General features: G+C 65.9%; 19 protein-coding genes and 1 tRNA gene. 8 read left to right on the top strand and 12 right to left on the bottom strand.

The annotated features are described in order from the left end of the window. Window positions 1–57: 57 nt before the first annotated feature. The 4 genes from P3H15_RS01850 to P3H15_RS01835 all read right to left on the bottom strand — a co-directional run bounded on the left by P3H15_RS01850 (window position 58) and on the right by P3H15_RS01835 (window position 2,824). Window positions 58–834 (bottom strand): enoyl-CoA hydratase-related protein, encoded by a 777-nt coding sequence (locus P3H15_RS01850; RefSeq protein WP_276135687.1) that lies wholly within the window; start codon window positions 832–834, stop codon window positions 58–60. Further along, window positions 831–1,694, bottom strand: coding sequence for an enoyl-CoA hydratase-related protein (locus P3H15_RS01845; protein WP_276135686.1), 864 nt, complete (start codon window positions 1,692–1,694; stop codon window positions 831–833). Before P3H15_RS01845 ends, P3H15_RS01850 begins: the two co-directional genes overlap by 4 nt. Continuing rightward, window positions 1,691–2,173, bottom strand: coding sequence for a nuclear transport factor 2 family protein (locus P3H15_RS01840; RefSeq protein WP_276135685.1), 483 nt, complete (start codon window positions 2,171–2,173; stop codon window positions 1,691–1,693). Before P3H15_RS01840 ends, P3H15_RS01845 begins: the two co-directional genes overlap by 4 nt. A 141-nt stretch (window positions 2,174–2,314) precedes the next feature. Further along, window positions 2,315–2,824 (bottom strand): nuclear transport factor 2 family protein, encoded by a 510-nt coding sequence (locus tag P3H15_RS01835; RefSeq protein WP_276135684.1) that lies wholly within the window; start codon window positions 2,822–2,824, stop codon window positions 2,315–2,317. Between the two features lie 304 nt (window positions 2,825–3,128). Here P3H15_RS01835 and P3H15_RS01830 point away from each other — a divergent pair, with 304 nt between their 5' ends. From P3H15_RS01830 to P3H15_RS01820, 3 genes are read left to right on the top strand one after another with little or no spacing between them, the layout of a single operon-like run. Next, window positions 3,129–3,953, top strand: coding sequence for a mycofactocin-coupled SDR family oxidoreductase (locus P3H15_RS01830; protein WP_276135683.1), 825 nt, complete (start codon window positions 3,129–3,131; stop codon window positions 3,951–3,953). Between the two features lie 49 nt (window positions 3,954–4,002). Next, complete coding sequence (locus P3H15_RS01825) at window positions 4,003–4,533, top strand: flavin reductase family protein (protein WP_276135682.1); 531 nt, start codon at window positions 4,003–4,005, stop codon at window positions 4,531–4,533. Continuing rightward, window positions 4,530–7,706 carry a carboxyl transferase domain-containing protein gene (locus tag P3H15_RS01820; protein WP_276135681.1) on the top strand — a complete coding sequence of 1,059 codons (3,177 nt, stop codon included), beginning with the start codon at window positions 4,530–4,532 and terminating at the stop codon, window positions 7,704–7,706. The genes P3H15_RS01825 and P3H15_RS01820 overlap by 4 nt, the downstream gene beginning before the upstream one ends. A gap of 78 nt (window positions 7,707–7,784) precedes the next feature. Here the strand turns inward: P3H15_RS01820 and P3H15_RS01815 are convergent, their stop codons facing one another. Next, the gene (locus P3H15_RS01815) at window positions 7,785–9,743 is read right to left on the bottom strand and encodes an NAD(P)/FAD-dependent oxidoreductase (RefSeq protein WP_276135680.1); all 1,959 of its coding nucleotides are present in this window, start codon (window positions 9,741–9,743) and stop codon (window positions 7,785–7,787) included. A 291-nt stretch (window positions 9,744–10,034) separates the two neighbouring features. Between P3H15_RS01815 and P3H15_RS01810 the strand changes: the two genes are divergently transcribed. Next, window positions 10,035–11,360, top strand: coding sequence for an MFS transporter (locus P3H15_RS01810; RefSeq protein ID WP_276135679.1), 1,326 nt, complete (start codon window positions 10,035–10,037; stop codon window positions 11,358–11,360). A 30-nt stretch (window positions 11,361–11,390) separates the two neighbouring features. Next, window positions 11,391–12,167: an SDR family NAD(P)-dependent oxidoreductase gene (locus P3H15_RS01805; RefSeq protein WP_276135678.1), complete on the top strand. Its 777-nt coding sequence runs from the start codon at window positions 11,391–11,393 to the stop codon at window positions 12,165–12,167. A gap of 130 nt (window positions 12,168–12,297) precedes the next feature. On the opposite strand, the gene P3H15_RS01800 is transcribed toward P3H15_RS01805, so the two are convergent. From P3H15_RS01800 to P3H15_RS01775, 6 genes are all read right to left on the bottom strand, one after another. After that, window positions 12,298–12,374 (bottom strand) — tRNA-Leu (locus P3H15_RS01800). A gap of 50 nt (window positions 12,375–12,424) precedes the next feature. Beyond that, a complete protein-coding gene (locus P3H15_RS01795) occupies window positions 12,425–13,369 on the bottom strand; it encodes a Ppx/GppA phosphatase family protein (protein WP_276135677.1) in 945 nt (314 codons plus the stop codon). Further along, window positions 13,366–13,920 (bottom strand): DUF501 domain-containing protein, encoded by a 555-nt coding sequence (locus P3H15_RS01790; RefSeq protein ID WP_276135676.1) that lies wholly within the window; start codon window positions 13,918–13,920, stop codon window positions 13,366–13,368. Before P3H15_RS01790 ends, P3H15_RS01795 begins: the two co-directional genes overlap by 4 nt. Next, entirely contained in the window at window positions 13,917–14,639 is a 723-nt protein-coding gene (locus P3H15_RS01785) for a septum formation initiator family protein (protein WP_276135675.1), read from the bottom strand. The genes P3H15_RS01790 and P3H15_RS01785 overlap by 4 nt, the downstream gene beginning before the upstream one ends. A 33-nt stretch (window positions 14,640–14,672) precedes the next feature. Further along, entirely contained in the window at window positions 14,673–15,959 is a 1,287-nt protein-coding gene (gene eno, locus P3H15_RS01780; RefSeq protein WP_072940896.1) for a phosphopyruvate hydratase, read from the bottom strand. A 196-nt stretch (window positions 15,960–16,155) separates the two neighbouring features. Beyond that, window positions 16,156–16,926 carry a lytic transglycosylase domain-containing protein gene (locus P3H15_RS01775; protein WP_276135674.1) on the bottom strand — a complete coding sequence of 257 codons (771 nt, stop codon included), beginning with the start codon at window positions 16,924–16,926 and terminating at the stop codon, window positions 16,156–16,158. A 247-nt stretch (window positions 16,927–17,173) separates the two neighbouring features. Between P3H15_RS01775 and efeU the strand changes: the two genes are divergently transcribed. Genes efeU through efeB form a run of 3 tightly spaced genes read left to right on the top strand, consistent with a single transcriptional unit; the run spans window position 17,174 to window position 20,548 of the window. Further along, window positions 17,174–18,109, top strand: a complete 936-nt coding sequence (gene efeU / locus P3H15_RS01770) for an iron uptake transporter permease EfeU (RefSeq protein WP_276135673.1) — start codon at window positions 17,174–17,176, stop codon at window positions 18,107–18,109. Between the two features lie 16 nt (window positions 18,110–18,125). Next, window positions 18,126–19,265 (top strand): iron uptake system protein EfeO, encoded by a 1,140-nt coding sequence (efeO, locus tag P3H15_RS01765; RefSeq protein WP_276135672.1) that lies wholly within the window; start codon window positions 18,126–18,128, stop codon window positions 19,263–19,265. 2 nt (window positions 19,266–19,267) lie between these two features. Continuing rightward, window positions 19,268–20,548, top strand: a complete 1,281-nt coding sequence (efeB, locus tag P3H15_RS01760) for an iron uptake transporter deferrochelatase/peroxidase subunit (RefSeq protein ID WP_276135671.1) — start codon at window positions 19,268–19,270, stop codon at window positions 20,546–20,548. Window positions 20,549–20,566: 18 nt separating this feature from the next. On the opposite strand, the gene P3H15_RS01755 is transcribed toward efeB, so the two are convergent. Next, window positions 20,567–24,535, bottom strand: coding sequence for a bifunctional diguanylate cyclase/phosphodiesterase (locus tag P3H15_RS01755; protein ID WP_276135670.1), 3,969 nt, complete (start codon window positions 24,533–24,535; stop codon window positions 20,567–20,569). Between the last annotated feature and the right edge of the window lie 376 nt (window positions 24,536–24,911).

Raw genomic sequence — 24,911 nt, 5'->3', positions numbered from 1 at the left:
GGCGCCGGGTCGTCACGATGTGACACGACCCGGCGCCCGGAAGACCTGAAAACGGCCTCAACGACCTGTCCACTGCGCGGCGCGCTTTTCCGCGAATGCAGCACGGCCCTCGACCCGGTCGGCACTGTTCGCGTAGGCCTCGATCGGCTCGTACCTCGTCGCCAGCGCGACATCCAACGGCCATCCGACGCGCGACAGCACGGCATCTTTCGCGGCCTGAACGGCAAGTGGAGACGCCGAAGCAATTCGATCGGCCCAGGCACGAGCCGTCTCCGCCAACTTCTCGAACGGTACGACCTCGTTGACGAGCCCGTACCGCTCGGCCTGCTGTGCGTCGATTCGGTCGCCGGTCAGGATCAACGACATCGCGATGTGGTGCGGTAGCTGCCGAATGGCTCGGTGCATGATGCCCGCTTCGCCGATGATCCCGACTTTGGTCTCGGGAATCCCGAACTGCGCGGTGTCCGCGGCCACGATGATGTCCGCACACATGGCGAGTTCGAAACCGCCACCGATCGCATATCCCTGAACCGCCGCCACCAGGGGCTTGCGGAGCGTGAGCAACGGCCCGCCGACCCCCGTGAGGCCGCCGCCCAGCGCCATCCGGCGCCCGGCGCCCTCGGTGCCGCCGCTGACATTGGCTCCGGCACAGAATGCCTTCTCCCCGGTGGCACCGAGTACGGCCACCCAGATGTCCGGATTCGAGTTGATCTCGGTCCATGCCTCGAACAGCGCCTGATCCATCTCGGGGTCTATCGAGTTCAGTGCTGTGGGTCGATCGAGCGTCACGCCGGCGACGTGGCCGTCCAGTTCGAACTGAATTCCGCTACTCACGGTATGTCCCTTCTCGATTCTTCGGTCGCGGCCACGGGCTCGCGATATGCCGCTACTGCTGCCCCGAGCCCGACCTCGGCGACGAAGGCGCGCACTTCGGCGACGGCGGGCGACAGGTGGAGCAGGGCATCCATCTCGGCGCCGCCCTGGGCCGCGGTTCGAACGCCCATCGACTCCATCGACCGGTTGATGGAGAGCTTCTTGATCCGGAGGATGTCAGCCGGCGTGCGCGCTATCCGGCCTGACAGCGTTTCGGCGGCCTCGATCAGATCCTCCTCCGCCACCGCGTGGTTGGCCCATCCCCATTCGACAGCCGTGGTTCCGTCGATCGCGTTGCCGGGAACGAAGGCCAGTTCCTTCGCGCGTTTCGGACCGACGAGCGGAGCCCACAGCGGAGCGACGTATCCGCCGCCGAGCGGAATGGCGGGCTCGCCGATCTTCGCGTCTCGTGCGACGAGGGTGATGTCCGCGAACACACACATCTGCGTTGCACCCGCGATGCAGTATCCGTGTACCGCTGCGATGACGGGCTTCGGGTGATCCCAGATCGCCAGGAATCGGTTCACGTTGCGAGCCAATCGGTCACGATCTGCAACCGGATCGGGATCGGCGACCACCTTGCCGACCTGGCCGATGTCGTAACCGGCCGAGAAGCCCTTTCCCGCCCCCCGAATTCCGATGACTTTGCCGCCCGTCGTCGCCAGCCGGTTCAACGCATCGCTGAACTCGTCCAAGAGCTCGTTGGACAGAGCGTTCGCCTTGCCGGGACGATCGAGCACGATCCAGCTGATCGACCCTTTGTGCTCGATGCGCAGGTTCTCGTACCGAACCTGGTTCGTCGATTCCGCCACGGTGGTCATGCTCGGCCGATCGGGATCTGCTTCTTCACATGGAAGTCGACAACGCCGGAGGACCGCAGTTCCCGGCGCGAGAATCGCCATCCGTGCTGGTCGTCGCGGACGAACTCGTCGTGGTACTGCCCGAAGAAGTAGCCGTCGGCCTTGCCCTCCCTGGTGTAGCGATGCCATGCGTACAGTACGGAGCGGACGCTCGCCGAGGTCATGTCGTCCGCGAATGTCACGGCGACATTGGACACGTGATGACTGGTCGCGGTGAAAAACGTCCCGATGCCGTCGAGCGTCTCGCGGTAGGCCCGGCGCCCTTCGGCCCCGAAACCGGGGCCGTAGGCGACGTAGCAGTCCTCTGTGAACAGCGCGGCGAGTTCGTCGGGCAGATTCATGTCCAGGTAGTAGGCATAGTCGTAGATCACTCGCTCGATCTTGGCCGTCTCTACCAGTTCGGCCAGATCTCGAGTGGAAACCTCTTGTGCAACAGTCATGTTCGATCTCCTCTTTGTCATTCGATGTAGCAGATCGGCGTTCGGTGGTGCGTCACCCCCGACAGCCGTTATCAACGTTGATGTTGATTTTCGACATCGGCGTCGGCCACAGGTCTCTGCAGCCGAGAACCGTTCAGGCCTTCACGCCTTCACCGCATAGTCCGAGGCGGCAGGCTCGGCGCCGGGCCAGCGGACCGGGCACGGAGAGGTCAGCGACGAGGCGACCTCACCCCATGGCCCCAGATGCACGGTGCGCATGTTTCGTGATGCGAACTTCCAGCGGCCGTCTACCCGTACGTACTCGTCCTCGTACCGAACAGCGCCGAACACCGTCGTACCCCCGGTCGCAATCTCAAGATGAGCACCCACCACACCCGTTGCATGGTCGTCGTCGACGAAATCCACCAGAACGTAGTTCGGAGTGTGAATCGTCGTCCCGAAGGACTCGCGAGCCTGCCGGATCATCTCCGCAATGCCCGCACCACCCGAAGCGCCCGGAAAACCTCCGGCAGAGAACGTACCGTCGACGGAGAACGAGTCGGCGATGACGTCTAGGTCGTCGAAGTCGGACGCCAGGAAGTACCGTACCGCGAGATCGTGAAGCTCGGCCCGATCCTCCAACTTCCGCAGCCTGGTCTCGATGTCGGACATGCGCACTCCTCCACAGGATCGAACCTCGAGGGCGCGCACACATCTTCCGGCGCACCCCGCGATCAACGTCAGTGTAGATCGCTTCCACCGATCATCGTGCCCGCCTTCGCAGATGTCAACCATCGGCAGAGTGCAAGCAGAATCTACGCAGCCGTGGACAAAATCAACGCCATAGTTGACAGATCGGAATGCCAGGGGCAGGGTGTGACGGTAGGAGCGACGCACGTCACATCGATGCTTCGCGCGTCGAAGGAGATGTGGACATCACTCCCTCGCCCCCGTGCGTCCACGAAAGGGACCCTTCATGAGCGGCAGACTCAGCGGAAGAATTGCATTCATCACCGGCGCGGCACGAGGCCAAGGGCGGAGTCATGCACTGCGACTGGCCGAGGAAGGCGCAGACATCATCGCCGTCGACATCTGCAACCCGATCGAATCGGTGCCGTACGCATTGGCCACGGAGGACGACCTCGCCGAGACGACCGCACTGGTGGAGAAACTCGACCGCCGAATCGTCGCCACGACCGCCGACGTCCGGGACAAGCGCGCGCTGTCGGCAGCATTCGAAGCCGGTGCCGCCGAATTGGGCGGTGTCGACATCGTCGTCGCCAATGCAGGCATCGCTCCACAGCAGTCCGACGAACCCGACCGCGACGCCGTGTTCGCCGACGTGATCGCAGTCAACCTCACCGGAGTGTTCAACACCGTCGAGGTCGCCCGCGAACGCATGATCGCCCAAGGCCGCGGCGGTTCCATTGTCCTGACGAGCTCGACGGCCGGAATCAAGGCCGTCGGTGGAAGCTCCGGGGCAGGAATCGGTTACACGGCCAGCAAGCACGCAGTCGTCGGTTTGATGCGACAGTACGCAGTCCTGCTCGCCGAGCACAGCATCCGCGTGAACTCGGTTCACCCGACCGGCGTGAGCACTCCGATGGTCGTCGGAAACACCGCACTGGCCGAGGCACTCGCAGATCCGTCGAACATGGGGAAATCGATCAGCAATCTGCTGCCCGTCGAACTCCTCGAACCGCAGGACATCAGCAATGCGGTGATGTGGCTGGCATCGGACGAATCGCGGTACGTCACGGGCGTCGTGCTGCCCGTCGACGCCGGCCTGACGATCAAATGACATACCGATCTAGTGACATACAGATCAAGTGACATTCAAGGGGAATTCCGTGAACGCACAACAGTCAGCGGTAGTCGACGAAGGACGGACGATCGATCCGGGGTTGTTCCGCACGATTCTCGGTCATTACCCGACCGGGGTGGTGGCAGTGACCGCGATCGGCGACAACGGAGCCCCGGTCGGAATGGCCGTCGGCTCGTTCACGTCGGTCTCGCTCGATCCGCCCCTCGTCGCATTCCTGCCGGACAGGTCCTCGTCGACGTTTCCGAAGATACGTGCTGCACAGCGGTTCTGTGCCAACGTGCTCGCTTCCGGCCAACAGAACGTCTGCCGAAGCATGTCCCGTAAGGGTACGGACAAGTTTGCCGACGTCGACTGGACCGCGACGCCGTCGGGCATGCCCCGCATACTGGGTTCCCTGGCGTGGATCGACTGCGAGATCGACGCCGTCCACGATGCCGGCGACCACTACATCGTCGTCGGCCGGGTCGAACACCTCGAACTCGACACCCCGGAATCGCCGCTCATCTTCTTTCAGGGCGGATACGGCGGCTTCTCGGCCGACGAAGCGAAGGCATGACCGCGCTGCTGATCGCCAACCGCGGCGAGGTAGCGCTCCGCATCATGCGCACGGCGACCCAACGGGGACTGCGCACGGTCGCGGTGTACAGCGAGGACGAAGAAGGATCACCGCATGCCGAGCACGCCGATCAGTCGGTTGCGCTGCGAGGGACCGGTCCCGCCGCATACCTCGACGTGGAGGGTATCTGTGGAGCCGCCGCATCGTCCGACGCCGGCCTGATCCATCCCGGCTACGGATTCCTCAGCGAGAGCGACCGGCTGTCCGATGCCTGTGTGGCAGCCGGTCTGACGTTCGTCGGACCGGCCGGCGATACCCTGCGCCTCCTCGGGGACAAATCCGCGACGCGTGAACTCGCCACGAGGTGCGGAGTTCCGGTGTTGCCGGCCACGAGCGGGGCGACCTCCCCCGCTGCCGCCCGGGAGTTCGCCGAATCACTGGAGTCCGGCTCGGTCATCGTCAAGGCTATGGCGGGCGGCGGCGGCCGCGGCATGCGAATCGTCGAAGACCTGCGTCACCTGGATCACGCGATGGACCGCTGCCGCTCGGAGGCCGGCCGCAGTTTCGGAGTCCCGGACGTCTACGTCGAGGCATACCTCCCGCGAGCACGACACGTCGAAGTCCAAGTGGTCGGCGACGGAAGCACCTCACCGATGCACCTCTTCGACCGCGACTGCACGGGCCAGCGGCGCCATCAGAAGATGGTCGAAACAGGACCTGCGGCTTTCCTGCCCGCGACCACCCGCACCGCACTGTATGCGGCCGCGCTGACGCTCGCCTCCGAGGTGGGACTTCGCGGGCTCGCCACATTCGAGTTTCTGGTGGACGCCGACGATCTCGACCGGTGGTACTTCATCGAAGCCACCCCCCGGCTACAGGTCGAACACGGCGTGACCGAGATGATCACCGGACTCGACCTGGTCGGTCTGCAACTCGACATCGCCCAGGGGTTGAGCCTTGCCGATCTACAACTGTCGGCGACGACCCTGGGAGAACCCCGCGGAATTGCGCTCGAAGCACGCGTCACAGGGGCGCCCGAATCGGGCGGCTCCGACCGGCTCACCGCAGTACAGTTCCCGACCGGCCCGTCGATCCGTGTCGAATCACACGCTCGACCCGGCCTGCAGGTCGGCACGGGGTACGACCCTCTTCTGGCCAAAGTGATCGTGCATCGACCGGACGGCGATTTCCTCGCGGCAGCAGAGGAACTGAACGCCGCGCTCGGTGGCGTCGTTCTCGACCCGCTCGACACCGACATTCCGATACTGTCGTGGTTCCTCGGCAGCGACGGCTTTCGGAACGGAACGATGACGACCCGAACCATCGACGACCACCTGGCCTCTGCTCGAGCGCCGGATGAAGCGACGAACTCCATCGTCGAGGTGCGGGCGACCTCCGGTGGTACCGTCGTCGCGCTGTCGTCGACACCGGGTGGCATCGTCGGTCGCGGTGAAGCGATGCTCACCGTCGAGGCGATGAAGATGGAATCCGACATCTGCTCGCCGGTGGCCGGGACCGTCGTCGACATCGCGGTCACGCTGGGAGACACCGTGCCGGCGGGTAGCGTCCTCGCCACAGTTCGTCCCGACGCCGACCAATCGTTCGAGGCCGCAACCTCGGCGGCTGTGGACCTGGCTGCGACGCGGGACGACGTCTCCGACATCGACGCGAGACATGCCCGCACCCTCGACAGCGCTCGTCCGGAGGCTGTCGAGCGTCGCCACCGCCGGGGCAAACGAACGGCACGCGAGAACCTTCACGATCTGTTCGACACGGACTCCTTCCACGAGTACGGCGGGCTTGTCGTTGCCGCGCAACGGCGTCGCAGGACGCTGGAGGAACTCGAAGCTGCAACACCGGCCGACGGGGTCGTCACCGGCTTCGGTGCCGTCGACGGCCGTGCGACGGCCGCGCTCGCGTACGACTACACGGTGCTCGCGGGAACCCAAGGGTTACAGAGCCACAAGAAGGCGGAACGGCTCTTCGAACTCGCAGGCCGGAGAGCAACGCCTGTTGTCCTGTTCACCGAAGGCGGCGGCGGGCGCCCCGGCGACACCGACGACATGTCGCGAGCTACCCGGATGGATCTCGGGACCTTCGTTGCCCTGGGACGCCTCAACGGAGTAGTTCCGACCGTCGGCATCGCGTCCGGTCGCTGCTTCGCAGGCAACGCAGCGTTACTGGGCTGTTGTGACGTCATCGTCGCCACTCGCGACTCGACGATCGGGCTCGGCGGGCCTGCCATGATCGAAGGGGGCGGACTGGGAACGGTCGCAGCGGACGACGTCGGACCGGTCTCCATCCAGGAGCCCAACGGAGTCGTGGACATCGTTGCCGACGACGAGCGGGACGCCGTCGAGGTCGCTCGACGCTATCTGAGCTACTTCGGCGGCGCCACGGACGTCTGGGGTGAACCCGATCAACGACTGCTGCGGCATATCGTGCCCGAGAGGCGCAATCGCACATTCGACATTCGCACCCTGGTCCGCACGCTCGCAGACGAAGATTCGGTGCTGGAACTCCGCAGGAGATTCGGCCCCGGATTGATGACGGCATTGATCCGCATCGACGGCCGTCCCCTCGGGCTCGTCGCCAATGACGGGAACACGGCCGGCGGCACCATCGGTAGTGCAGAAGCAGACAAGATGGCACGGTTCCTGCAGCTGTGCGACGCGCACGGCCTGCCGATCGTCTCGCTGTGTGACACCGCGGGATTCCTCGTCGGTCCCGATGCAGAACGCGCGGCGTCGGTGCGCCACGTCAGCCGATTGTTCGTGACCGCACCGGCGCTGAGCGTGCCGTTCTGCACAGTGATCGTCCGCAGGGCGTTCGGCCTCGGCGGACAAGCCATGGCTGGTGGCAGTTTCCGTGTCCCTGACGCGATTGTTGCGTGGCCTACGGCGGAACTGGGGGCAATGGGTCCGGAAGGCGCCGTCAAGCTCGGCTTTCGTCGCGAGTTGGATGCCATCGAGGACGACGAGGAACGTGATCGCGTCTACCGCGCCCATCTTGCGGACTTTGCACATCAAGGCAGGGCGATCAACGCCGCATCGGTCTTCGAGATCGACGACGTCATCGATCCTGCGAGCACTCGGTCGTGGATCTCGAGTGTGACAGCCACTCCCCGAGTCGACCGCTCCCCCCTCGCCCGGCGCCGCATCGACACCTGGTGAATCACAGCGGTTACCGTCATCGCCACCGACGGCAATGCCCCGGAACCGATTGGGCTCCGGGGCATTGCCGTCCGAGTGTCACCGCGCGGTGTAGTTTTCCAGATCCGGGCGCTGAGTCATCCTCCAGTACTCCACATTCAGGAACGGCATCACGAACACCACTCGCCCATGAGAGTTCCGGTAATACGTCGACATTCCCCGGTGCGTCCACACCGTGCGGGCATGCGTCGAATCGACCAGGTCGTTGTACTCACGATTCGCCTCCGGACGCGCATCGAGCGCCTTGATCCCGTTGCGGAACATCTCGGTGAGAAGACCACGGATGTAGCGCATCTGAACCTCCATGAAGAACATAAAGCTTCCGCTGCCCGGGAACGAATTGGGGCCGCCCAGCATGAAGAAGTTCGGGAAGTCGGGGACCGACACTCCCAGATACGCCTTGGGATCGTCGTCGTTCCAGGCTTCCCGGAGCGTCAGCCCACCGATGCCCTTCACCTCCATGGAACTGATGAAGCGAGCAGCCTCGAAACCTGTCGCCCAGACGATGACGTCGACGTCCGTCTCCGTCCCGGTGTCGTCGACGAGGCCCTCGGCACGCACCCCGGTGACGGACCGGTCGATCAGATCCACGTTGTCCTTGCGCAGGGTTGCAAACCAGCCGTTGTCGAGGAGGATTCGCTTACCGAACGGTGGGTAGTCCGGGAGCACCTTGTCCAGCAGGTCGGTCCGGTCCCCCACCTGCTGCGTGATGTATCTGGTGAAGTACTCGCGGTGCGCGTCGTTTCGCGCGTTGACTGAGCGCTCCGGATGATCCCATTCGGGATCGACTCGCAGCGACTCGATGACCTTGTCGCCGAATTGCCAGAAGAGCCGGATCCAATACCAACTGTGGTAGATCGGGCAGGTCTGCATCAGTCTGCGGAGTTCCATCGGGATGGGCATCCGGAACTTCTCGAACGGCGCCACCCACTGCGGCGAGCGTTGGAAGATCGACAGATGCGCGACGCGGTCCGCGATCGCCGGGGCGATCTGCATCGAACTGGCACCGGTGCCGACGACAGCGACGCGTTTGCCGTCGAGGTCCAGATTCTCCGGCCAGTCCGCCGAGTGGAAGCTGATCCCCTCGAAGGTATCCATTCCCGGTACTTCAGGCCTCTTGGGACGGTTCAGCACACCGACCGCGCTGATCACCACGTCCGAACGCAGAATGGACGCAGTGCCGTCCGGATTGCGCACCTCCACGGACCATTGCGCGGCCGCCTCGTCGAACGTCGCCGATCGAACCTCGGTACCGTAACGGACGCGTTCACCTGCACCCAGGTCCTTCAACACACGACCGAAGTAGCCCTGCAATTCGTTGCGGAGTTCGAAGTGCGTGGTCCAGTCGTTCTTGGCGAACGAAAACGAGTACAGATGGCTGGGTGTGTCCACCCCCGCACCAGGATAGGTGTTCTGCCACCAGTTTCCGCCTGCCTCCGGTTGCTTCTCGAGGATGACGTAGTTCACGCCCATGTCTTCGAGTTGTTGTGCAGCAGCAATTCCGGCGACACCGGTCCCGATGACGATGACCGAGAATCCCTCGGGCGCATCGACCGGTTCGAGTGACAGGCTCGGCGAGTCCGGCGCTGCGCGTCGCGCCAACTCGAGTGCGAGCATCGGTCCGTATTCGTCACCGACGGGTTCGCCCATGCATACACTCATCATTCGAACCGTGAGTTCCGGCGATGGGGTTTCGATCGCAGGCCGGCCTCCGTCCTGCAGGCTCATCACAGCCTTCACCGCAGCCTCGCGAATCTCCTCCTGGATCGCGTCGTCGAGGCCTCCCGAGTCGTGGTCGCCGAGGCCCTTGCCTCTGGTTGGGGTGTACGGAGCAGCGAGCCATTTCTGGTCGCCCGTCGTTTGGAACACAACCATGAGGAGCGAGGGCACATTCGCCCTGCCGACCGCTGTTCGAATCTCACACTCGGTGAGCCGGTCCGGGTTGAAGTCGTCGCCGGCCGCCCTGTCCGCGCCCGGATCACGATGTACTGCCGTCATTCGAGTACCTCTCGCATCGATGTGGCGATCGGAGCCGAACGCTCCTCGCCGAGATCATCCCGTCTTTCAACATAAGCGTTGACTGACCCCCACCCATGGTGACAGTGGCCACGGACGATGTCAACGTCACAGTTGACGCTCCACTTCCAGTCGATCCACGCACGTGTTGACAACCCGGGATGGCACCGGGCAACATTCACGTTGACGACACTGTGGCTCGGGTCACAACGACTCGTCGCTCAACGATGTGTAATGCCCGCCTGGCGGTGCACACCCGAAACGGATGCAACCATGTCGAACACAACGAGTTCCACGCCCGGCACCGAAATGGTGCTCGACCTTCGCAAATCTCGAAAAGCACTCGTGGCCGGATCACTCGGCAACCTGATCGAGTGGTACGAGTTCGCGATCTATGCGTACATGGCGCCGATCATTGCGCCACTGTTCTTTCCGTCGGAGAACCCGACAGCGTCCATCCTGTCGACGTTTCTGCTCTTCGCACTTGCGTTCTTCCTCCGGCCGATCGGCGCAATCATCTTCGGGCGGATGACCGACCGCATGGGCCGCAAGCCTGTCCTCGCGATGATCATCGCGTTGATGACTGTCGCGACGACATGCATCGGAGTCCTTCCGACGCATGCGGCAATCGGTATCGTCGCCCCGTTGCTCCTGACCCTGTGCCGGATCGCACAGGGCATCTCCGCCGGCGGAGAAGTGGGCGGAGCCGTCTCGTTGATGGTGGAATCGGCACCCGCCGACAAACGCGGCCTGTACGGGTCGTGGTCGTTCGTCGGCACCACGCTCGGCTTCGTCCTCGGAGGCGGAGTCGCAACCGTGCTGGCGGTACTGCTCTCCGACGACGCGATGGCACAGTGGGGTTGGCGAATCGGTTTCCTCCTGGCCGCCCCGATGGGCATCATCGTTCTCTACCTGAGACTGAAGGTCGACGAGACGCCACACTTCAGGCAAGTCGCGGTCGAGATCGCGGCGGGCGAGCTTCCCGTATCGGACGACAACTCGCGCAGGCCGCTGTCCTACCTCCTCGCGACATTGGGCGTCGTGGTCGTGTACAACGCCGTCGGCAACACGTTCATGGTCGGCATGCCCACCTTCCTGTCGACGAGTTATGACATGTCCTTCGAGCGCTCCTACTTTCTCGCTCTCGTGACCGGAGCGGTCGCCGGTGCGACGATGCCTCCGTTCGGAGCACTGTCCGATCGAGTCGGCAGGCGTCCCGTTCTCATGTTCGGATCCGTTGCCGTGGTCCTGCTGTCGTACCCGCTCTACTACATGTTGAAGCTCGGATTCGGCGGCGGACTGATCGCACTGGTCATCGCCGGAATCCTCATCGGAGTGGTCGGCGGACCGATGCCGGCCTTCATGTCCGAACGGTTCCGCACACGCAACCGCGCCACCGGCGTTTCGGTAACCTACGCACTCTCCGTTGCAGTCTTCGGCGGCACAGCTCCCTACATCATCACCTGGTTGGCCTCGACCACGGGCGATCCTCTATCGGCCGCGTACTACACCCTGGGTTGCGCGGCGATCAGCGTCGCTGCCCTTCTGACGGTTCGCGGCGCGCAACGGAATCAACACCACCACCAACTCGAACTCTGACTCGACACCACTTCGACGAAAGAAGCACTCGTGCAACTAGAAGGTAAGCGGATCCTGGTCACCGGCGGCGCGCAGGGGATCGGCGCCGCGATCGTCAAGGCGTACGTCGCCGAGGGAGCGCAGGTCCGCTCCTACGATCTGAACGAAGCAGGCGGACAGAGTACGGCCGAGGAAGCCAACGAAGCCGGGCCCGGCTCGGTGACATTCTCGAAATTGGATATCACCGACGGTACGGCCACCGAGTCACTCTTCCGCAGCGCCGCAGAAGAACTCGGCGGTATCGACGTACTGGTGAACATCGCCGGCTTGCAACACTCGGCCATGGCAGAGGACATCACGGCCGATCTCTTCGACAGCATCTACCGAGTCAACGTTCTCGGCACGATTCACACCAACCAGTCGGCTTTTCGAATCATGAAGGACGCAGGGACCGGGGCAATCATCAACTTCGGCTCGATGTCCGGCTTCACCGGGGAGCTGTCGAACGCCGCCTACGGATCCTCGAAAGGTGCCGTTCACACGTGGACCCGGACCGTCGCACGCGAATGGGGACCGTCGGGAATTCGGGTGAACGCGGTTCTTCCGTATGTGAACACACCGATGTTCGACAAGTACACCAGCTCACTCGGACCCGAAGAGCTCGCCGCGTACCAGGAGCAACTGCGGAAGGATATCCCGCTCGGCGGAACCTTCGGAAACGCCGAGCGGGATCTGGCCCCGGTCCTGGTCTTCCTCGCCGGCGATGCATCGCATTTCATCACCGGGCAACTCCTCCCCGTCGACGGCGGGTTCGCTGCAGTTCGTTGATCGAACTCGGATGGAACTGCGACCAGCCGATCGGCCCACCGGCCGGTCGGCTGGACATCGCTCCGGCAGAACGCGGCGACCGCCTCCACGCTCGCGCACCAGACCCTGAAACCGATCTACCTGGCATTTCTGGTGCCCCCAGTCGGACTCGAACCGACACTTGGCGGATTTTAAGTCCGCTGCCTCTGCCAATTGGGCTATGGGGGCTACCGGTCGCCGAGGGTGTTGCTCGGTAACCGTGCGCAGATCACCCTAGCTCAGGCGATCGACAAGGCGATTCCGTCGAGGATGTCGTGTTCACTGACGACGAGTTGGTCGATGCCGGCCTTTTTCTCGAATGCGTCGGCGAGGGCGAGGGTCACGATCGCTCCGCCGCCGATGACGTCGACCCGTCCGGGGTGCATCGGTCCGAGTGCGGCGCGTTCGGTGTGGGTCATGGCGATCAGCGAGTTGCAGACCTCCCGCAGCCGGGGCAGCGGGATGCGGGAGAGATGCACCTGTTCGGCGTCGTATTCGGGCAGCTCTTTCGCGACTGCGGCGATCGTGGTCATGGTGCCTGCGACGCCCACCCAGGTGTGGGCCTGTTCGACGGGGACGCGCGCGAACGCGTCGTCGAGGCGTTCCTGTGCGAACGCCCGGGCGTCCTCGATCTGTGCCTGTGTCGGCGGATCGTCGTGGAGGCAGCGCTCGGTGATGCGCACGCACCCGATGTCGGTGGAGAACGCCGCGTGAACGCCGGATTCGTCGCCGAGCACCACTTCGGTGGAACCGCCGCCGAGGTCCACGACCACGAACGGCCCCTGGGAGGGATCGAGTTCCCCGACCGCACCGTTGAACGACAGTCGCGCTTCCTCGTCGCCGGTGATGACTTCGGCCCCGGCGCCGGGGATGACGGCACCGAGCACGTCGCGGGTCATCGAGAAGAAATCCTCCCGATTGGACGCGTCGCGGGTGGCGGACGTGGCCACCATGCGGACGGCGGTGGCGCCGGCGTCCGCGATCATTCCGGCGTACTCGGTCAACGCGACGCGGGTGCGTTCGATGGCCTCGGGCGCCAGACGCCCGGTGGCGTCCACGCCCTGCCCCAGCCGGACGACGCGCATCTCGCGGCAGACGTCGTGCAGGGCACCCTTGTCGTCGACGTCGGCGACGAGGAGGCGGATGGAGTTCGTGCCGCAGTCGACGGCGGCGACGCGCGTCACTGCTCGGGACTTTCGATGTCGTCGATGCCGGGCCAGTCCGCGGGAATCGCGGTGCCCCTCAGCTTTCCGCCTGCCGCGGACGCGGCGAGAGCCACCGACTCGTCGCCGAGCGGGTTGACGCCCGGCCCCTTCGCGAGTGAGTGCGCCATCAGCACGTGCAGGCATTTGACGCGTTCGGGCATGCCGCCGCCGGTGAAGTCCGTTCCCAGGGGTTCGATGGCGTCACGCTCGGCGAGATACGACTGGTGGGCGCGCAGGTAGGCGGCCGCGAGTTCCGGGTCCTGGCCGAGACGTTCGGTCATCTCACGCATCACCCCCGCGGACTCCTGCCTGCTCGCCTCCGCGGTCAGTCGCGGGTCGGTCAGGTAGTACAGCGTCGGGAACGGCGTTCCGTCGGGAAGTTTGGGCGCGGTCTTCACGACGCCGGGTGTGCCGTCGGGACTGCGGTACGCGATCGCGAGCACTCCTCGCGGTTCGCGGCCGAGTTGGGCGGCGACGGCGTCGAGGTCTTCCTGCGGCACGGGGCTGGACGGGTCGGACGAAGTGGTCACCCGGTGGGTTCTCCTGGTTCTGGCGGTACGGGCGGCGGCACCACGGGGGGCGCCGGAGCCGGTGCCGGCTGCACCTGGGGCGCGGCCGGCGGTTCTGAAATGGTCTTCCACAGGTCGGAGTACCAGGGGCCCGCCATCTCGGCGTCCTTCTCCTCCTGCTTCTCCGGCTCCTTGTAGTCGCCGGGCAGCTGCACCTGGAACGGCGTGTCGCCGGGCTTCACCCACCGGAGCCGTCCCCGCGCCTGCGCCTCGATGTAGGCGGGGTCGGAGTAACGCTCCTCGAGGATCCGCAGTTCCCGCAGATCCTTCTCGAGTTGAACCTGTTCCGCTGCAATACGATCCGCTTCACCACGCTGGGTGAGGTAGTTGCGCAGCGGAACCGCGAGGGTGAGGGCGAGAAGCAGCACGACCATGACGAGGACGAGCGCCTGGCCCGTCGACAGCCCGAGGATCGTGTGCTCGGTCCGAGGGATGCGGGCGGCCCCGGCCGCGCCCACCCGTCTCGGGCGGGCGCGGCCGGGGAGCACCTTGCCGGTGTCGGCGCTGTCGACGGCGTCCGGTTTGCCGTCGGCCTGCCCCGGCGTCGTCGACTTGGTGGTGCGGGGGCGTCGCGCTCCGGGAGCGCCGTCCGCGCGGCTTCCGCGGGCCCGTTCACCACGCCCGGTGCCACGGCCGCCCGGACTTGCTCCGGACGACCGCGGCCTGCCGCGCTGTGCCACCTACCCCAACACCCCTCACTCGACTGTCGAACGTCAGCCTTCGAATGCGAACCGCGGGAAGGCGACCTCGCCGGCGTAGCGGGCGGCGTCGCCCAGGTTCTCCTCGATGCGCAGCAGCTGGTTGTACTTGGCGACACGCTCGCTGCGTGCGGGGGCGCCGGTCTTGATCTGACCGCTGCCCACGGCGACCGCGAGGTCGGCGATGGTGGTGTCCTCGGTCTCGCCGGACCGGTGGCTCATCATCGTCTTGTAGCCGTTGCGGTGCGCGAGGTCGACGGCGTCGAGGGTCTCGGTCAGCGTGCCGATCTGGTTGACCTTCACCAGCAGCGCGTTCGCGGCGCCCTTGACGATGCCCTCTTCCAGACGCTCCGGGTTGGTGACGAACAGGTCGTCACCGACGAGCTGGACCTTGTTGCCGATCTGATCGGTCAGGGCGACCCAGCCGTCCCAGTCGTCCTCGTCCAGCGGGTCCTCGATGGACACGATCGGGTACGCGTCGACCAGTTCGGCGTAGAACGCCGCCATCTCGTCCGCGGTCCGGTTGCTGCCCTCGAACTTGTAGCCGGTGCCGTCCGTGTAGAACTCGGTGGCGGCGACGTCGAGTGCCAGTGCCACGTCGGTGCCCAGCACCAGACCGGTCTTGCCGATGGCGACGCTGATCAGGTCGAGGGCTTCCTTGGTGCCCGCGACGTCGGGGGCGAAGCCGCCCTCGTCACCGAGACCGGTGGCCAGGCCCTTCTCCTTCAGCACCGACTTGAGGGCGTGGTACACCTCGGCGCCCCAGCGCAGGGACTCCTTGAATGTGGCGGCGCCGATCGGGGCGACCATGAACTCCTGGACGTCGACACCGGTGTCTGCGTGCGCGCCACCGTTGAGGATGTTCATCATCGGGACGGGCAGGACGTGGGCGTTGGGGCCGCCGACGTAACGGAAAAGGTCGAGACCGGACGACTCGGCGGCCGCGCGGGCGACCGCGAGGGACGCACCCAGGAGCGCGTTGGCGCCCAGACGCGACTTGTCGGGGGTGCCGTCGGCGTCCAGCAGGGCCTGGTCGACGGTCCGCTGCTCGGTGGCGTCGATGCCGATGATGGCCGGAGCGATCTCGCTCAGGACGGCCTCGACGGCCTTCTCGACACCCTTGCCGTTGTACCGGTCACCACCGTCACGCAGTTCGACGGCCTCGTGCTCACCGGTCGAAGCACCCGACGGAACCGCGGCGCGAGCGAAACTTCCGTCGTCGAGCAGCACCTCGACCTCCACCGTGGGGTTACCACGGGAATCGAGGATCTCACGGGCTCCGACCTGCTCAATGATGGACACTTGCTGATTCTCCTTATATTGGCCTTCGCACTGTGCAGCGACCGGTCCGATCGTGCCAGGACACCAGATCGTGCCAGGACACAGCGTAACGGCACACCGAAACCGGCGCGGGATGGCGCGCCCCGCCGACGGCGATCCGCCCGCGCGACACCTAGCGAAACGACGGCGATCAGGTCACGAAGCGGTGGTGGAAGGATTACGGACGCACCCCGACGGAGTAGGCGGACGCCCGGTCGCGTACCAGGGTGAGGTACTCCCCCGACAAGTTGTAGGCCATCAACGCCGACTGCCAGCCCTCCGCCGAGGTGAGGTCGCCGCCCCGCTCGCACAGGTAGCGGGCGGCGGTCAACGCCGAGTCGTCGATGTTGTCGGCGTCGGCCACGCCGTCACCGTTCGCGTCGACACCCCACCTCTTCCACGTCTCGGGAATGAACTGCAAGGGACCCATGGCGCGGTCGTGCACCGGGTCGCCGTCCATCGCCCCGCCGTCGGTGTCGGGGATCTCGGCGACGCCGGGTCCGCCGTCGAGCGGGATGCCCCGGATCTCGGGCGTCACCTGTCCGGTCGGCCCGACCGTCGAACCGGCGTGCGTGCCGTGCCTGCTCTCGACGCTGGCGATCCCGGCAAGGGTGGTCCACCCGATCCCGCATTCGGGTTTCGTCTCGGCCATCACCGTCGACGCGTAGCCGTACGCCTCGAGCGCGGTACTTCCGACGCCGATCGAGTCGGCCAGTCCGGCGGACCACTCGTGCAGTTGATCCGCGGAGCGTCCCGGCGCGTTGATGTCGATCGGCGGGGTCGCCGCACCGGGGCCTGGTGGGATGCCTTCCGGTATGGCGATCCTCGGTTGCTGCTCCCGCGAGCACGCGCCGTAGGCGAGAACCACGACCACCGTCGCCGCAAGCAGAGCGAACAGCGGTCCGGGCCATCGGGAACGACGTGTCGGCCGCGCGGGATATCGGTTCACGTCTCCATCATCCACACCGAACTCGTCGATCCCGGCCGGGCGAGACGGCGTCCACACCGAATACGGGTCACGACACGGCAACACACCTAAGGTAAAGAGTTATAAAAGTGCAGGTGAGGGGTTCTTCGGACGCGCTCACCCGGTGTATGTTTCTCCACAGGGCTAAGGTTCGCCTTGCCTACTGCAAGGTTGCCTATCCAACCTTGCCGATCGCTCGCGCTCGACCCGCCTCGATCAGGAGTAGTGCATGTCAGTTCTCGCCGCAGGGACCGCGCCGTCGATCGCCACACAGCTGTTCGGCAGTGGATTGATCGGTCTGCGCGAGGGCCTCGAGGCGGGCATCGTCGTCATGATCCTCGCCGCGTTCCTCGTGAAAGCCGAACGCAAGGACGCACTCAAATGGGTCTGGCTCGGCGTCGACATCGCCGTGGCGATGGTGGCGGCGATCTTCCTCGTCATCCATTACGGAACATCCACCGTCACCGGACTGACCGCCGAGATCATCGCCGGCGTCGCCTCCCTCGTCGCGGTCGCAATCGTCACCACGATGGTGCTGTGGATGCGGAAGGCCGCGCGGACCATCTCCCACGACCTCAAGGCGGGCATGGAGAAGGCACTGGTCGCCGGTCCGATCGCGGTACTCACGCTCGCGTTCTTCGCCGTCGGCCGAGAAGGTGTCGAGACCGCGCTCCTCATGGTCGGGTACGCCGAGAACACCGCAGGCAGTGCGTGGCCCCTCGTCGGCCTCCTGCTCGGCATCGTCGCGGCCGCGGTCCTTACCGTGCTGCTGTACATCGGCGCCGTCCGCCTCGACTTCGCGAAATTCTTCAAGTACACCGGCATCTTCCTGATCATCGTCGCCGCCGGAATCCTCGGGTACGGCATCCACGCCCTACAGGTCGGTGGCGTCCTGCCCGGCGGTTCCGCACTCGCGTTCGACATCTCCGGCGGATACGACGCCTCCAGCTGGTACGGCACCGTCCTCGCCGGCATCTTCAACTTCCGGCCCGACCCGACCGTCCTGCAGGCGGTCGCCTGGGTCGTGTACGTCGTCGTGGTCCTGTTCCTGTTCCTCCGGCCCGTCTCCGCACCCAAACACGCAACCGAGCCCTCCGCATCCCCGACGGCCTCCGCGGCCCCCGAGCGCACTGCCTCCCCCTCACCCGACGAAACAGTTTCGTGAAAGGTAACTTCCGCCCATGAAGACCATGCGCCGATCCACCTTCGCCCTCGCCTCGGTCGCCGTGCTGCCGCTTGCCCTCGCAGGCTGTACCGAGAAGTCGACGGCGAACACCGACGACATCACCGTCACCGCGAGCGACGAGACCTGCGACGTCAGCGCCGACTCCGGGACGACCGGGAGCAGCACGTTCCAGGTCACGAACAACGGCAGCAAGGTCACCGAGTTCTACGTGTACGCCGAGGGCGACCGGGCGATGGGTGAGGTCGAGAACATCGGTCCCGGGCTCACCCGTCAGCTCATCGTGTCGCTGCCCGACGCAGGCACCTACCAGCTCGCCTGCAAGCCCGGCATGGTCGGCAACGGCATCCGGCAGGAATTCACCGTCACCGGCGACTCGATGAGCGCCTCCGACGAGAGCGGGCAGCTTGCCGAGGCAGCCGACGGCTACCGCCGCTACATCCGCAGTCAGGTCGTCGCCCTGCAGGACACCACGCAGCAGTTCGTCGACGCGGTCAAGGCCGGCAACATCGATCAGGCCAAGGCACTGTTCCCCGTCGCCCGCACCTACTACGAGCGCATCGAGCCGGAGGCGGAGAGCTTCGGCGAACTCGATCCCAAGCTCGATCTGAGGGAGGCCGACCTCGAGCCCGGGCAGGAATGGACGGGCTTCCACCGACTGGAGAAGGACCTGTGGGTGACCGGTCCCCAGCCCGACACCAACGCGATCGCCGACCAACTCGTCGTCGACGTCCAGTACCTCGCCGACCAGGTGAACGCGGAGGACTACACGATCGACCCCACCAAGATCGCCGGCGACGCGCAGGGGCTGCTCGACGAGATCTCGACGTCGAAGATCACCGGTGAGGAAGACATCTTCTCGCACACCGACCTGTGGGACTTCCAGGCCAACGTCGACGGCTCACAGGCCGCGGTCGCCGCACTGCAGCCGATCATCGAAGAACGCAATCCCGAACTGGCCGCGAACATCACCCAGCGTTTCGCGGACCTCGATGCCGAACTCGCTCAATACCGCCAGGGTGACGGGTTCGTCTTCTACGACACTGTCAACGAACAACAGCGCCAGGAACTGTCGCGCAAGATCGACGCCCTCTCGGCCGAGGTCAGCCAGGTTCAGGGCGTAGTAGCAGGCGCATGATCATGACTGATCCGACCGGTACGACCGACACGACCACCACGGTGGACGAGCGCAAGGGCATGTCCCGACGACGTCTGTTCGGCGCCGTCGGGGCGGGAGCCGCCCTGGCAGGCGCCGGTGCACTGGTCGGGCGCGCCACCGCCGCCGAACCGCCGTTCTCGCACGCCGACGTCGTCGCCTTCCGGGGCGAACACCAGGCAGGCATCGTGACGCCCGCCCAGGACCGGATGCACTTCGTGGCGTTCGACGTCACCACGAAGTCCCGGGAGGAACTCGAGGCGCTGCTGAAGAAATGGACCGTGATGGCCGAGCGGATGACCGCCGGCGAGGAGGCCACCCCGGACGGGGCCATCGGCGACGGCCTGTACGTTCCGCCCAGCGACACCGGGGAGGCGCTCGGCCTGGCGGCGTCCCAGCTGACGCTGACCATCGGGTTCGGGCCCTCCCTGTTCGACGATCGGTTCGGGTTCGCGTCCAAGAAACCCGCGGCGCTCGAAGAACTTCCGCACTTCCGGGCGGACAACCTGGATCCGGCGCGCAGCGGCGGCGACATCGCGATCCAGGCGTGCGCCAACGACCCGCAGGTGGCCGTGCACGCCATCCGCAACCTGGCGCGCGTCGCGTTCGGGACGGCCTCCGTCCGCTGGTCGCAGCTCGGCTTCGGCCGCACGTCGTCCACGTCCACCACCCAGGACACCCCGCGGAACCTGTTCGGGTTCAAGGACGGAACGAACAACATCAAGGCGGAGGAAACCGACGTCGTCGACCAGAACGTCTGGGTGGCCTCCGACGACGACCAGCCGTGGATGGGCGGCGGCACGTACCTCGTGGCGCGGCGGATCCGCATGCTCATCGAACAGTGGGACCGCACCGTGCTCGGCGAGCAGGAACGCGTGATCGGGCGGTCCAAGGGCAGCGGCGCTCCCCTGAGCGGCAAGGCCGAGTTCGACGAACTCGACCTCGACTCCAAGAAAGGCCACGACCCGGTGATCGACGTCGACGCCCACGTGCGGCTGGCGTCCGCGCAGGAACTGGGCGGCATCCAGATCCTGCGTCGCGGATACAACTTCACCGACGGCTCCGACGGTTTCGGCCACCTCGACGCCGGACTCTTCTTCATCGCCTACTGCCGCAACCCGCAGGAACAGTTCGTGCCGATGCAGCTCAACCTGTCGAGAAACGACGCGATGAACGAGTACATCCAGCACGTCGGATCCGCACTCTTCGTCTGCCCGCCCGGACTCGCCGAGGGGCAGCACTGGGGTCAGGGTCTGTTCACGTAGCCGGCGCGGCGCCTCGCGTCAACGGTGCCCGCCGATCAACCGAAGGTCGAGTTGGTCGGGGGGTAACGGCCGACCGTGGTAGTGCCCCTGGGTGACGTCGCAGCCGTACCGGCGCAGCGCCCGCAGGGTGTCCTCGTCTTCGACACCTTCCGCGACCAGCGACGCACCGAGGCTGTGCGCGAGCTCCACCGTCGAACGCACGATCGCGACCGACCGAGGGTCGCTCGCGAGGCGTGCGACGAAGACCCGGTCGAGCTTGAGCTCGTCGACGGTCAGGTCCTGCAGGTACGCCAGGGAAGACCAGCCGGTGCCGTAGTCGTCGATCGACAATCCGATTCCCAGTCCCTGCAGCGCTTCGACCACCCTCCTGGCGCGTATGTAGTCGGTCATCAGGACGCTTTCGGTGATCTCGAGGATAAGCGTGTCGGCGGGTAGCCGAAGGTCGTCCAGGAGTCGGTTGATCTCGGCGACCAGGTCGACGTCGAGGAGATTGGTGACCGACAGATTCACCGCGACGGTGAGCGAGATACCGCGATCGAGCCAGCTCCGCGCCTGACCCAGCGCAAGCTCGAGCACCCTCGTCGTCAGCGGCCGCATCAGTCCGGACTGTTCGGCCTGGGGCAGGAACTCGTCGGGCAGGAGTAGGCCGCGGAGGGGATGCTCCCACCGAACGAGCGCCTCGACGCCGTGCACTCGGCCGTCGGAGGCGCTGACCTTGGGTTGGTAGTAGCACGTGAGCTCGCCACCGGTGATCGCCGTGCGCAGCTCCTCGACGGTCTGCCGCTCCTCGATGCCGCGCTGGTACTCGGTGGCGTCGTACACGGCGATCGTGCGGCGGGAACACTTGGCGCGGTACATCGCCACTCCCGCGCATTGCAGCAGGTCCTGGGGGTTGGTGCAGTGTTGCGGGCAGAGGGCGATCCCGACGCACGCCTCGATACGCACCGTGACCTCATCGAGGTCGAACGGCTCGCGAAATGCCTCGAGGAGACGACCCGCCAGCGCCCGGGCGCCTGCGAGATCGGTCCCCGTCGGCAGCAGGACCGCGAAGGCGTCTCCGTCGAGGCGTGCCGGCAGATCGCCCGGTCGCACCGACCGCGACAACCGGTCCGCCACCTGGCACAGCAATTGATCGCCCACGTGGCGTCCGAACGAGTCGTTGATCTCCTTGAAGCGGACCACGTCCATCAGCAGCAGACCAGGACCCGGACGGTTGTGGTGCCCGGCCGGCTGTACCGCCTGGTCGTCGTACGCGGCGGTCAGCGCGGCCACGATTGCCCGCCGGTTGGCCAGGTTCGTGAGGTCGTCGATGCTCGCCTCGCGATGACTGTCGGCCAGCACGACGACATCCCGGTACGTCACCGCGAATCGGGCCGCGACCGCGACCAGGCTGAGCGCTGCCAGCAGCACCGCGAGCCTCGGCAGTCGCGCATCGTGGTCGACGACCAGCAGCCCCACTGCTGCGGCGGTGCACACCAGCGGGGGAACCCAGATGCCCAGTCCCGGTAGCTGACCCGTCTTCCCTCGACCCGGGGCCCGCCAGCTCGCCACGGCAACGAGCATCACGGCGACGTGTGGGAGCGCGTCGACCCATATCTCCACCTCATGGCCGGCAGCACTCCGGAACAGGTACACGGTGTCGGCCACCGCGAACAGCGTGAACCCCGCGACCAACAGCACCCACCGCTGCTCGGCACGCCACCCCAGCATCGCGAGCGCCCCGACTGCGAGTGTCAGCAGCAGCACATCTCCCACCGGATAGGCCAACCCGACGATCACCGTGGCGGGCGATCCGTCGGCCACCGAGTCGATCGGGCCGAATGCGAGGGCAGCGGCCAGCGCCGCGAGCGTCAGACCTGCGGTGACCGCGTCCAACCAGATCTCCGTCGGTATCCGCCGCACCCGTGCGCGCAGCAGCATCACCAACCCGGCATACACGAGGGGGTAGAACGCCAACTTCAGCGGATCGGCCACCGAGGGCGACTGGCCGTCAGTCACCCACGACGTCGCCAGGACATCGCCCACACCCCAGCTCGTCATGCCCAGCGCGACCAGCGCCCATGCCCTCTTCTCGGTCGGTACCCACCATGCGCGAGCAGCGACGAGAAGCGCGGCCGACAGGGCCAGTCCGTCGTAGAGCACCTCGTGCAGCACCACCCAACCGGCTTGATCCTCCGACCCGATCGAGATCCCCAACAGGACCACACCGATCAGCAGAATCCCGAGCCTGACCGTGACGCCGCACCGCGACGGGTCGGACGGCGACACCCAGTTCGCCCGAATCGGCTGTTGCAGGCGATGTGCGATCGTCGCCGCCGGCACGCTGTCGCTGCCCGATACGGCCAGGGGACGCGCGTGCCGCGGTGTGTGTGCGGCCTCCCCGGGGCTGACGACGACGGGGCGGTGGGTCGGGCGGTCGACGTCGGCCAGCGCCTCGACATCGTCGGCGTCGGCCCGGTCGGGGATGTAACTGCGCAGGCAGCCGCCACCGCAGCGTTTGGCCGCATACATCGCGAGGTCGGCCTGTTTGAGCAGGCTCTCGGTCGTCGTGTCGGGGACCTCGGACGTGGCGATGGTGAGCCCGATGCTGGGGCGGATGGAAAGGACGACGCCGTCGATGATGAACGGGGGGGTGAAGGCCTCGAGTACCCGATCCGCGGCAGACAGTGCATCCTCGACGCTCCCTTCGACCAGTGCCGCGAACTCGTCACCACCGAGCCGGGCCACGGTGTCGGTGCTCCGCATGCACCCGGTGAGCCGTTCGGCGACGCGGATCAACAACTCGTCGCCTGCGGGGTGGCCGAGGCTGTCGTTGACGGTCTTGAAATCGTCGAGATCCATGCACAGCACGACGATCGGTGTCGATTCCCGGCGCCGGCGCTGCACGGCCTGGTCGAGCCGGTCGAGAAACAAGGCACGATTCGCCAGTCCGGTCAGCCGGTCGCGAAAGGCTTGCCGGGCCACGGTCAGCAAGAGCCGTCGGTTCTCGGCCAACACGATGAACTGCCGCGCGAGCAGGGCGACCACCAGGACGATGATCACCGCGGGAATCGGGCCGGATCCCAGGCCGGGCAGCTCCCGCTGCAAGCCGACCGCAGCAGCCACCAGCAACGGGAGATACGGCAACCACAACCGTGTCCGAGACGGAATCTGCACCGGAATCGGTTCGCGCGACGGCTCGCGGGTGCTCGACAGCGCGGCCAACCCGAATGCGGCGAAGGCGGCCACCCAGCCGAAGTCGATCACACTGCCGATGCGATAGCTGCCCATCGCGCTCATGTACGTGAATGCGCTGGCGGACAACGCCATCAGGACGATCCCCATGCACAGCAGCCACAGCGTCAGACGTTGCCCGGACCGGGCCCGGGCCAGCACCACAATCGCCATCGTGGCGATCACCAGGTCCGCGACGGGATACGCGAGGGACAAGACGAGAGCGACCGGCGTGTCGCTTCCCGCGCGGAACACGCTGCCCAGCACGCTCACCCACGACACCACGAACAGTGAACCGGCCACGATGATTCCGTCCAGAATCAGCCGGGTGCGGGATTGCCCGCCGTCACCCGCCGGGAACAGCAGCAGCGCTGCGCCCGCGCCGACCGGAAACAGCAGGAAGGCCGCGTCCGCCGGCGAGGGGAACGGGATCTGATCGAGCCCCTGCCACACCTCGTAGTAGCACCAGAAGGCTTCGCCCACCGACCAGGCCGCGAGCCCACCGGCCAGTGCCAGCCAACTGCGGCGGCGGCCGCCCCGTCCTCTCCATGCCGCCCACGCGGCACACCCGGTCGCGACGAGAGCGAACACCAGCAAGCCCACGCCGACGACCACCGTGGCCGCGAACGCCCGGTCCCACCCTTGCCACAGAGCCAGCGCGAACAGCAACGCCGGCACGGCAACCGTCACTGCGACCAGCCACAGCACGTCGCTCCACAGGACGGCCTTCACGTTCGACGACGTCCCCATGCGTCCGGCTGTCCGATGTTCCATCGCCACCATCCGAACTGCCATCTGCGCATACATTCGTTCGTTGCGTTATCGGATTCAAAGTTTCCAGAAGACTATATTTACACGATCTATATACTGTAATACAGCCCTATACATACTTGAAGTATGTTATGCCGTCGCATACCCAGAAAGCGACACCCGGGGCGGAGCGACGAGTCGTTCAGCGACGGCGGACGAGTTCTGTGCGCGGTCAGCGGCCGACGAGTTTCCCGATCAATCGTGGGAACGGCCGCCGGAACTTCGGACAGTCGCACATCGCACAGGACGTGCCCTTGCGGTAGTGCTCGTGAGCGGCGACTGGGTGGCCGCAGCGGCACTCGGAGTTCGACACGGCCATGAAGTTGATTCTATTCACACG

Source organism: Rhodococcus sp. T2V (genome assembly GCF_029269925.1).
Classification (GTDB): domain Bacteria; phylum Actinomycetota; class Actinomycetes; order Mycobacteriales; family Mycobacteriaceae; genus Rhodococcus_F; species Rhodococcus_F koreensis.
This window is presented reverse-complemented; position numbering and strand designations above follow the sequence as displayed.